The organism is Verrucomicrobiota bacterium JB022 (assembly GCA_030673845.1).
Taxonomy (GTDB): domain Bacteria; phylum Verrucomicrobiota; class Verrucomicrobiia; order Opitutales; family Oceanipulchritudinaceae; genus WOUP01.
On the sequence record JAUTCQ010000012.1, the window covers coordinates 486,570 to 497,511 of the forward strand.

A 10,942-nucleotide genomic window follows, 5' to 3' on the forward strand; every position below is an offset into this window, starting at 1 on the left:
GCCTCAGCAACATGGTTTCCAAATCTCCTTTACCCTAGGCGCTGGGCTTCCTATCTTGAAGGCCATGAAATGGTTCTACGAGGTGGACGGTGAAGAATTCGGCCCGATTTCCTCCGAGGAAATTGTGGAGCGCATCATGAATGGCGAGGTCTCCGCCGATACGCTCGTCCGCCGCGAGGGCCAGGGTGCAGCCGTGCCGGCCGCCGAAACGGAGCTGGTCGAGTTTTTCGACGAAATGCCGGAAGTCTACGACTCCACCGCCCGGAACTACGAAGATGCCGACCTGGCAGGCGACGCCTTTGCCGGGGCCGAGGATTTTGAAGAGCGTAGCCGGCACGACGACCCCCTGGAGGAGGAAGCCGAGGCCGCTCGCGACGACGAGTGGGCCGCGCTCGACGATGAGGAACTCGACATGACGGACGAAGAGCCCGAGCAGACGCCCACCCGCTCCAAGCCGAAGCCGCCGCCCGTGCTGCATAGCATCAGCTCCAAGGAGCCGGAAGAGGAGCCCGAGCCGGAAGAAAAGCCGGCCCCTGCACCGCGCAAGCCAGCGGCCCCGCCCCACCCCTTCGAAACCGTGCAGACGCCCACCACCCCGAGCGTCGAATCCATCCCGCACGCGCCTTTGCCTGCCACCCCCGCCCCGCAATCGATCCAGGGCATCCAGCCGCCCCCGGGAGTCAAGGCCACCACGCCGCCCAAAGCAGCACCTGAGCCCGCGCCGGCCGCCAAGGGCGAAATGCCCACCTGGCTGATGCTGCTCGTCTCCGTGCTCATCGTAGCTGGCCTGATCGCCGTAGTGGCCCTTTTCCTGTAAGTTTTGCGAGCCCCTACCGCGCAACTGAAGCTCGTCGTGTTTGATGCGGCGGGCACCCTCATTTTTCCGCACCCGAGCGTAGGCGAAGTCTACGCCGAGATCGCATCTGCCTATGGCGTGACCGTAGAGCCGAAGGCGGTTGAAACCCGGTTCGCGGATGCCTTCAAGCACCTGAGCCAGCAGCCTCGGCCCTCGCTAAACATTCGCGACGACCGCGACTTCTGGCGCCTGGTGGTGCGTGAGACCTTCGGCGGTCGCACGCCGCCCGCCGATTGCTTCGACGCGTTTTTCGAGGACTTGTGGCAAGCTTTCGCCACCGCCAAACGCTGGCGGCTACAGCATGGCACGCGCGATCTGCTGCACGACCTCAAGTCGCTCGGGCTCCGTGTCGCGCTGCTGAGCAATGCCGACGACCGCTTCCGCCAGGTGTTCCGCGAGCTGGACCTGCTGGACGCCTTCGACGGCTTCTTCCTCTCGGGCGAGATTGGCGCAGAAAAGCCTGCCCCAGCCGCGTTTGCAGCGGTGGAGCAGGCCATGGGCTTCGCAGGAGGAGAAATCCTGCACGTCGGGGACAGCGAGCGCGCCGATTACGCGGGAGCACTCGAGGCCGGCTGGCACGCCCTGCTGGTAAACCCAGAGAGCGGCCTCGGCTACGTATGGTCGAAGGTCAAGACGCTGCTGGAGCTGCCTTGAACGCCCAGGGCAACAGTGCCCAGCCTGCGATAAAGGCCAGGCCGCCGATGGGCGTGATGGCGCCAAACCACCCCGGGGCACCGAAGCCCAGCAGGTAGAGGCTGCCGGAAAAAACGATCACCCCGAGGGTGAAGATGTAGCCCACCACCCGCAGGCGCGACGAGGGGCGCAACCCATCCGCCACCGCCAGCGCAAGCAGCGCTACCGCGTGGATGAGGTGGTATTGCGTGGCGGTATGCCAAGTGTCGAGGCGCTGCAGCTCGCGCAACTGCGGCTCGAGCGCGTGGGCACCAAACGCGCCCAGGGCAATGCCAAGCGCGCCGACGACGGCAGCAATCCAAGTGAGTCTACTCTGCATCGGAGGTCTCCTTGTCGTTCACTTCGAAGGTGTGGTCGGCCGTGCCTGCCTCGATCGGCGGCACATACATGGCCGTGCCCTTGGTGGGCAGCGCGATAAACTCACCGGGGGCCTCCGCACGCAAGCGATAACGGATCTCCCAGATGCCGGTGGGCAGGCGCGGGATCATCAGAGCCACCTTGCGGTCGCGCAACTCCTGATAGACCCAGGCGGTGCGGCCGGTGTAGCGCTCGTCGTCGCCCGCGTTGGCCGGGGCGGTCGGGTCGAGCTCACGCGCTACGAGATTGGCCCCGCTGAGCTGCTGGACGGTTTCGAGGCCGGCGGGCTTCGGGTCTTCGATCAACAGGTATTCGAGGTTGTTCTTGGCGTCGAGGCGCAGCAAGACGTCGATCCGGTCGCCCGAGGCCACGCGGTGGGGCTCGCCCAGCTTCAGGATCTGCTCCTTGAAGCCCTGCAAGAGGGTCGGCACGGCGGTAATCTGCAGATACTGGCGGTCGAGGAAGAGCTGGAAGCCGTAGGGCTTGAAGTCTTCCGGCCCCGCCTGATAGCTGGCAGACACGCGATAGTAGAGCGGCACCTCGCCCGCGCTGCGGCGGATGCGCAGCTGGTTTTCGCCCGGCTTGAGCGCCGCACGGGGCACGGTGTAGGTGCCTTGCTGGCCGAGCAGGTTGTTGAAGCTCAGCTCACCCTGCGCCACCGTTTGGCCGTTGACTTCCATGCTCCAGTTGCTGGAGACGTCCATCTCGCCCTCGATCAGGAGGTATTCGGTCAACGCCAAAACCGAGATGGCGGTCGAGCGGGTGTTGGACCAGCGGGCGGCCTGACGGCTACGCACCAGCCAGTGCATGGCCGGATCGACCAAGGCATTGCCGGGATCGGCGTGCAGCATGGCCATCAGCGCCCAGGCGGTCGATTCTTCGCCGCTCTCATACCAGCGCCACCAGTCCTGCCGCTCGCCCCAATAGGCCACCGGGAGATCGTTGGCCCCTTGGGTCTGCGAGACGGGCAAGAGGATGCTCTGCGAAGGACTGGTATCGCGCTTCACGGTGTTGCGCAGCATACCGACCAGCGTCTCCGCCTCGCGCTCGAAGCCGAAGTCGACGGCGGCGAGGGCCAGATGGGCCAGCGTCTGCGGGCTGAGACGCTCGCGCTGATTGAAGAGGTTGAGGAAGGCACGGGCCTCAAAACGGCTGGGCTGGCCGGGCGTCTCGTTGGTCAGCGTGCGGTGGCGGGCGGAAAGGGCCTGCACGAGCCAAGCCTGCAGGGCGGGCTGCGATGAGGCCTCCATCAGGCGCATTTCGATGAACTGGCGGGCCTGTTCGAGCCGCTTTTCCTCGATCGCCAAGCCGGTTTGCTCGGCCAGCGTGAGGGCCCAGACGGCGTAGCCCGTCATGTAGACATCACTCTCACCGCCCGCGATCCACGGCCAGCTACCGTCGGCCAACTGGCTCTCGTAGAGGCGCTTGAGGCCTTGCTCGATCACGGCATCCAAGTCCGGCAACCCGGTTTCGGATTCCTCGGGCACGAAATCCCACCCCATGCGCTCGGCCAAGGCGCGCTGCACCTGCTCGGGCTCGTAGCCGAGGTCGGTCAAGGCCTTGCGCACGACCAGCGCCGGGACAAAGCGGCTGAGCGTCTGCTCGGTGCAGCCATACGGGTAATTGACGAGGTAGGGCAGTGCTCCGAGCATCGAATCGGCAATGGTGGGCGAGACGCTGAAGCGCACTTGCGGGTCGGCCGCGTCGAGATTCTTGGGCAGCTGCAGCACGAGGTCGGTCACGTTATGAGCCGTCCTCCCCGCCCAGGTCACCTGGCGATCCTGGAGCGGTTCGGCCACCGGCAGCTTCAGCTCGACCGCGTCGGCATAGAGCTGGCTGCGGGCGTCGAGCTTCACCGCGTATTCCCCCGCGGCGAGCGCCTTGGCCGACCAGTCGAGGCGACGGCTGTTGCGCGCCGGCACGGTGATCTTCTGGCGCGCCTCGCCCTTCAGTTGCAGGCCTTTAGGCACCTCGAGCACAACCGTTACGTCCAGCGGGCTGTAGGTGTTGTTGTTGAGCACGCCGCTGAGCACCACGTCGTCGCCCTCATAGAGGAAGCGGGGCATGTTGAGGCGCGCGATCAACGGCAGGCGCGTGGCAGTGCGCAGCTCGGCCTGCCCCACCCGGCTGCCGGTGTCGGCGCCGATGGTGGTGACGCGCCACTCGGTCAGGTTATCCGGCAGCTTGACGCTGACTTGCGCCTGCCCCTGCTCGTTGGTCACAACGCTCGGGCTCCAGTAGGCACTGAAACGGAAATCCTGCCGCAGTGCCGGGGTGGCGAGGTCTCCCGGGGAGGCCGTCGGTGCGCCTTGCGCCTTCATGTCCATCGCCATCATCGGTGCGGCTTCGGCCATGCCGCGGGCGGCCACACCACCAAACCCCTGCAGCTCGTAAATCTCCTCATCAGCCGGGGCGGGTGCGTCGTCATCATCGCCCAGCGGCTGATAAAAGGGGCGTTCCTGCACGCTGCTGCCGGTTTGGATGCGGTGCCAGCGTTTGTCCTGGTAAAAGGCTTTCTGGATGTCGGGCACCTCGTAACCGGGCAGCAGGCTGTCGAGCGAGGCATCTACCATCGCCAGCGAAAAGCTGCCGACGACGGGCTTGCCGCTCTGGTCCTTGACCGTGAGGTTGAGCCGCGCCTCGCTGCCGGGCGTATAGCCTTCCGCATCGGCCTCGACTTCTACGTCGAGGAACTGCGGGGTCGGCGGCACGACCAGCTCGACATAGTTCATGAAAAGCTCGCCGCCGCTGATCATCGAGGCTTCGAGGCCCGTGTTAGGAGCATCGGCGGCGGTGATGGGCAGGCTGAGCAGCTTGGCCCGACCGTCGAACTTCAGCACCTGATAGTCCTGGATCGAGTCGGCGCCGCGCACGAGCCACACGTGGCGGTTGGGCGTGGGCACCGTGATCAGCACCGGCAGCTTTTCGCCGATCTTGATCTCGCGCTCGTCCATGATGATCTCGACGCCGCCGGGGCGGTAGCCGATACGCACGTCGCCGGGCTGCGCCACCCAAAACGGGGAGTCTTGCGTCACGGAGAGGCCGCGGGCGCCGGGGCTGATCCACTGCAGGTTGTAATACCCCAGCTGTGGCGCCTTGAACTTGTGGGCGACCTTGCCGTCTTCGCCCGTCTCCAGCTCGACGGATTCGACCTCTTCGGTCACGAAGCCCTCATCCTTCAGGCGGTAATCGCTCTGCGTGGCCCCGATCAAGGCGCGCTCCGGCAACTGACGCCACGATTCGCCGGAGATTTCGTTGCCCTTGCGACGATGGATGTAAACTTGACGCCAGCGTTCGCGCGTGAGGCGCAACTGGCCATGGATCGACACCGGCTGATCGTTGGCGTTGAGCGTCTCGACCGTAGCCACCACGTCGTCACCGGGCTGATAAAGGCGGTGTGCGGTCGAGAGCTGCACAAAGTAGGGCTGACGCGTCAGCTTGAGCGTACGCGTTTCGACGATCTCGCGCCGGGAGCGGTCCTGCACCCGCACCTCGACAGTGTAGAGCCAGTCTTGGTCGATGTCTTGCGGAGTTTCGAAAGAGAAAGTGGCGTGGCCGCGGGAGTCGGTCGTCAACTCGATGCGTTCGACGACTTCGGGCGGCTGCTGATGGTAGGCCGGGCGAGTCAGCGCGGGCTGAAGCCAGCGGGACTTTTCCATCGGCCAGAACCAGTGCACGTAGGGCTGGCGGCTGATCTGCACGACGGTAGCGGCGTCACCCACCGCGCCGCCGGAATAGTAGTCGACCTGAATTTCGCCCGGCACCTCCTGGCCTGGCTCCAGCAGCACCGCACCGTCCTTGCTCTGGCCGAGCTGCACGGCGACGCGGTATTCAGGAGCGCGAAACTCTTCCACGCGGAACAGCTCGTAGTAGCGGGCATAGCGGACGCCCTTTTGCAGGATGCGCACATTGTAGCTGCCGAGAGGGGCGTTGGCCGGGATCGGGTAATCGACCGCGCCAGCACCGAAACGGTCGAGCGCAAAGTCGCCTTTCTGGACCATCTCGCCCTGGGCGTCGTGGATCTCGTAGCTCAGCGTATCGCCTGCGGGGGTCGAGTAGCTGCCATCGGACTGGCGGAGGCGGGAAAGGATGCGCCAATGGGCCGTCTCGCCCGGGCGATAGAGCGGGCGCTCGGGGTAGACGAAGTGCACCGGCTGGATCTCCGTGTCTTCCTGAAATACGTAACGGTATTGGTTGGCATGGGCCACGGCCTGCCGCGTTTCCTTCCGCGCGATGACGCGCCAGACGAGGAAGGAACGCTGCTCGGGGTTTTCGCGCATCTTCTCCGGGCGCTTCCACTCGGCAATGCCGTTGGTGCTGGTCACGGCCTTCAGTTGCTCTTTCAACACCGCGTCTTCGGCGGAGGTGCCGGGCTCAACCCAGCCCCAGCGCAGCTCCACGTTGGCCTCCGGCACCGGCGCACCGGTCTCGGCATCGGTCACGAAGGCGAGAATACGGTCGGCATCGGCTTTGGTCACGATCACGAGGTCTGTCACGAGGATGCGGTCCTTGCGCACGAGGCCGCCGGCGGAGGCGACCACGACGTAGGCCCCGCGCGGCAGCTCGACCGGCAGGCGCACCTGACGCGACACCTGGTAGTGCGGGCGCTCGGGCTTTTGGTCGAGCTTCTGGGTGTGGATGGCAGGGCCGGTCGGCTCCAGGCTGTTGTCGGAAAGCAGGTCGGTCGGGTAGACCTTGATCTCGGCGTTTTCGAGGTTGCGCCAGTTGAGGCCGAAGAAGACCTCCGTCTCGGGGCGGAAGGTGTGGCGCACAAACACGTCGAGCTGCGGCTGCGTCAGGTCTTCGAGCTGATTTTGCGCCTGGCGATAGAAGCGCCCCTGCCCCTCCGGGTATTGGTCGAGCAACTGGCGCAGCAGCTCCACCGTGCGCTTGTAATCGGGCTCGAACTGGGTCTGGCCTTGCTCGTTGTAGCCGAGGTGGCCAAAGCTGGCATACCACTGGGCGAGTTCATAGAGCGCCTGCTCGTGGTAGGGCGACTTGCCCAACGCTACGACGGCCTGAAGCAGATCGCCTTGGCGGAGGCGCGCGGTGGTGTCTTGCTGGTTGCGCTGATACCACTCGGCAAGCAGGTATTGCGTGCGGGATTTTTCCTCGGGCGTGCGCGAGATCTTGACCGCGTTTTCCAGCCACTGGCGTTCGCCATACTGGCCGAACTCCCAGTCGAGGCCGCGATCCGAAGGGCTGGCAAGCGCGAGCACGAGGCGCAGGTATTCCTGGCGCGCAGGCTCCACCTCCGTCGAGGCGGCCCAATAGTCGAGGGCCAGGCGAAAGTGGCGGCGAGGGGCCCGCCAATGGCGGCTGGATTCATCATAAACCCGATTGGGGGCCTTCAGCGCGGCGTAGCCCAACAGCTCGTGCACGCGGGCCCAAAGCGGCTCCGGTCGGCTGCCGTCGGAGGGTTGCAGCTCTTCGGCCAGCGAGCGCAAATCGGCCTGCATCTTCTCGAAGCGGTTGGCGTCGACAGGGTCGTTGACGTCCAGCGTGCGGAAGAGCGCCATCGCATAAAGATAGCGGGCCGTGGGCGGTGCCTTCTGCCCTTCGCCCAGGCGCGAAAAAGTGGCGTCGAGCTGGTCGCGCGCGTCGGCGTAGAGCCCCCGATCAATCGCATCGCGCGCCGTCGCAATCACGGCATCGAAGTCGATCTCGGCCGCCGGCACCGGCACGACGCGCGGCGCGGGCACCGAAGTGGAGGCGGCAGACTCGGCGTCCTGCGCGTTCAGGGCAGGAGTGGCTGCGGTCAGCAGCCCAAGCAAACTGACACGCCAGAAAATCTTAGGGAAGAGGTGGCGATGGCACATAAAAAGCACGTATGGTGATAAACCGTAAACGCAGGCAGCGCGACTTTCTTAAAAAGAAATGCAAGTGTATCATCCCGTGACGGCGGCGCGAGTTTCGTTGACCGCAAGAAACTGGAATAAATCCCCAGATTCATCTTCATAGACAATATGCACTGGACGAAGGCCACCGCCCCCACCCTGCCTTGCTGGTTTTTGCTCGCCTGCCTCTTTGGGCTCGCGCAACTCGCCGCCGCGCCTCTCAGCGACAGGAACCCCGTCAACGCGCGGCTGGTGGCCGAAGTCGAAGCCGTCCAGCCCGGCCAGCCCTTTACCGCCGCGCTGGAGCTGCAACACTACGACCACTGGCACACCTACTGGCGCAGCTCGCAGACCGGCTACGCCACGAGCCTCAACTGGAGCCTGCCCGAGGGCTGGCAAACCGGAGAGCTGCAATGGCCCGTGCCCATGGCGATGGATTTTGGCGGCCTGATCGAATACGTCTACGAAGGCACGGTGCTGCTGCCGGTGACAGTGACCCCGCCCGCCGACCTGCAGCCCGGCCAGACGGTGACACTGCGCGCCGAAGCGGGCTGGCTGATGTGCAAGGAGGTCTGCATCCCCGGCGATGCCGAGCTGGAGCTGACGCTGCCCGTAGTCGCGAACACCCCGCCCGTTAACGAAGCGGTGGCGGGCCAACTGGAAGAAACCCGCACGCACTTGCCCAACGAGGCGCAGGCCGAGGTGGCCGCATGGCGCACGGGCGACACGGTGCAACTGTGGGTGCGCGGCAGCGACTTGCCCGAGCAGCTGTATTACTTTGACGGCCAGGCCTTTCTGGTCCCCACGCTGCAGCCCACGGTGGTCGACACCGATCCGGCGGGCAAGCTGCTGAGCTTTTCCGTAGACCCGGCGGGCGTGGGCGAGGTCGACCGCCTCCAAGGCGTGCTGGGGCTGGGTAACGGTACCGAACAGCACCAGCAAGGCTGGTCGCTGGATGTGCCCCTCGGCACCGAACCACCGGCAGCCCTCGCGGGCGGAAGCGAAATGGCCACGGCTGCCCCGGAGGACTCCATCGGCTTTGCGGCCGCCGTCGGGCTGGCCTTCGTCGGCGGCCTGATCCTCAACCTCATGCCCTGTGTATTCCCCGTGCTCGGCCTCAAGGTGATGGGCTTCGTCAGCCAGGCAGGCGAAGAGCGGAACAAGATCGTGCTGCATGGCCTCGTATTCACCGCTGGCGTGCTGATCAGCTTCTGGGTCTTGGCAGGCGCACTGCTGGTGCTACGGGCGGGCGGCGAGAGCCTCGGCTGGGGCTTCCAACTACAGTCCCCAGTGTTCGTGTTCTTCCTCGCACTGTTCCTCTTCGCCTTTGCGCTCAACATGAGCGGCTTGTTTGAGGTGGGCCAGGGAGCGGTCGGCGTCGGCCAAGGGCTGCAACGCAAGAATGGCCTGCAGGGGTCGTTCTTCAGCGGCGTACTTGCCACGGTAGTCGCCACGCCCTGTGCGGCTCCGTTTCTGGCTCCGGCCCTGGGTAGCGCGTTGACGCTGCCGCCAGTACAGGCCTTGGCCGTATTTACGTCGATCGGTATCGGCCTCGCCCTGCCCTACCTGCTGCTGAGCGCGTTCCCGAACCTGATCAAGGTGCTGCCCAAGCCGGGCGCGTGGATGGAAGCGTTCAAGCAGGGCATGGCATTCCTGCTGTATGCCACCGTGGCTTTTCTGCTGTGGGTGCTCGCGGGCCAGTTGACCGAAGACGCTGGCTACACGCCGGATGCCTTGCTTGCGGTGCTGTTTGCCCTCGTGGTGGTCGCCTTGGCCTTGTGGGGCTATGGGCGCTATGGAGCCTTCCACAAGCCGAAGAAGGTCCGCTACCCGGCCTATGGCGTCACGGCACTGTTGCTGCTCGGCGCCATCTTGCTTGCCTACCCGCAGCCCTCAATCGAAGGCGGCAGCGAAGACGCGCCTATCGTGGAATGGCAGAAGTGGGAGCCGGGCAAGGCCGAGCAACTCGCCGCCGAGGGCAAGATCGTCTATGTCGACTTCACCGCCCGCTGGTGCGTGACTTGCCAGACCAACAAGAAGCTCGTCTTCAATTCCGACGAGGTGCGCCGCCAGTTCGCGAACCGTGAAGTCGTGGCGCTGAAGGCCGACTGGACCAACGCCGACCCGCAGATCACTGAAGCACTCCAGTCGTTCGGCAAATCGGCCGTGCCCTTTAACGTGATCTACGGCCCCGGCCTCGATCAACCGATGGCGCTGCCGGAGGTCTTGACGCCCGGGATCGTGCTCGACCGCCTGAACGAGATTCCACGTAGTTGACGAACGTTGTGAGCGTAGCCAAGATGCGGCGGTGAAACTTCCGCTGCTTCCTGTCCTCGCCAGTGCGCTGCTTTTGGCTGGCTGCACCACCACTTCCATTTCCAACTCCGGCTACCGCGCCAACCAGTATGGTGCGAGCGGTAACAACACAGTTGCCTACCGGGGCGAGCTCGACCAGTGGGACGTGTTGGGCGTCAATACCGACACCGAAGTCACCGAAGAGGCGATCCAGAACGCCTTGGCCGAACACACAACCCCACCGCTCCAGGTGGGCCAAAAGCTGCTCGTGATCCAGAGCGGCGCGCTCTTGCCCGATCCCGAAATGCAGGAAGCGCTGGGCGAGTATTTCAGCGTCGAGCCCTTTACCGGCCAGCCCGACCCGGATGACTTCAAAGCGGCTCCGCTGCACAAGCGCCTGCGCCTGGCAGCCGCCCGGGGCGGGATCGACACCCTGGTCGTCTACTGGGGTCTGGTCGACTCAACCAAGGAAGGCGAAGTCACCAACAGCGTCAGTTGGCTGCCGTTCGTCGGGCAAATAATCCCAGACGAGACGAAGCATATGCGTATCCGCCTGAAAGTGGCGGTGATAGACGTGTCCACCGGCAACTGGACCGTTCTCAACACCGAGCCCGTCAGTGCCGAGAGCATCAGCTCGCGCATGAACCGCGAAGCCTCGCACGACAAGATGGTGCTCGCCCTCAAGCGCGAGGTCTACCAACAGGCCGCCCAGGAGCTGCGCGAATACGCCAACCGGAGCTAAAGCAGTGGCACCCCTCCAGATATCTCTGCAAAAGGGGATCTTCCGATTGGGATGTTTTTTGAGACGATACTGGCGATCTGGTTTGGCTCGAGGTTCTTCAAGTGGGCAGGCTTCGCCCTTTACGCGATGATGTTGGCGAGTCTGGTGAGGTTGTAGGCGGGT

At 64.9% G+C, this 10,942-nt stretch carries 6 protein-coding genes; 4 read left to right on the forward strand and 2 right to left on the reverse strand.

Annotated elements, in window-relative coordinates; all coding sequences use genetic code 11:
• Window positions 1-64: 64 nt before the first annotated feature.
• Both Q7P63_08805 and Q7P63_08810 read left to right on the forward strand, forming a co-directional pair.
• Window positions 65-817: a DUF4339 domain-containing protein gene (locus Q7P63_08805; GenBank protein MDP0500188.1), complete on the forward strand. Its 753-nt coding sequence runs from the start codon at window positions 65-67 to the stop codon at window positions 815-817.
• Window positions 818-820: 3 nt separating this feature from the next.
• Window positions 821-1,510 carry an HAD-IA family hydrolase gene (locus tag Q7P63_08810; GenBank protein ID MDP0500189.1) on the forward strand — a complete coding sequence of 230 codons (690 nt, stop codon included), beginning with the start codon at window positions 821-823 and terminating at the stop codon, window positions 1,508-1,510.
• Here the strand turns inward: Q7P63_08810 and Q7P63_08815 are convergent.
• Both Q7P63_08815 and Q7P63_08820 read right to left on the reverse strand, forming a co-directional pair.
• On the reverse strand, window positions 1,485-1,868 hold the full coding sequence (locus Q7P63_08815) for a DUF423 domain-containing protein (protein MDP0500190.1): 384 nt from the start codon (window positions 1,866-1,868) through the stop codon (window positions 1,485-1,487). The two genes, Q7P63_08810 and Q7P63_08815, sit on opposite strands and share 26 nt — an antisense overlap.
• Complete coding sequence (locus tag Q7P63_08820) at window positions 1,858-7,725, reverse strand: MG2 domain-containing protein (GenBank protein ID MDP0500191.1); 5,868 nt, start codon at window positions 7,723-7,725, stop codon at window positions 1,858-1,860. The genes Q7P63_08815 and Q7P63_08820 overlap by 11 nt, the downstream gene beginning before the upstream one ends.
• Before the next feature lie 147 nt (window positions 7,726-7,872).
• Between Q7P63_08820 and Q7P63_08825 the strand changes: the two genes are divergently transcribed.
• Window positions 7,873-10,020 (forward strand): protein-disulfide reductase DsbD family protein, encoded by a 2,148-nt coding sequence (locus Q7P63_08825; protein MDP0500192.1) that lies wholly within the window; start codon window positions 7,873-7,875, stop codon window positions 10,018-10,020.
• A 31-nt stretch (window positions 10,021-10,051) separates the two neighbouring features.
• Complete coding sequence (locus Q7P63_08830) at window positions 10,052-10,780, forward strand: aminopeptidase (protein ID MDP0500193.1); 729 nt, start codon at window positions 10,052-10,054, stop codon at window positions 10,778-10,780.
• Window positions 10,781-10,942: the final 162 nt, after the last annotated feature.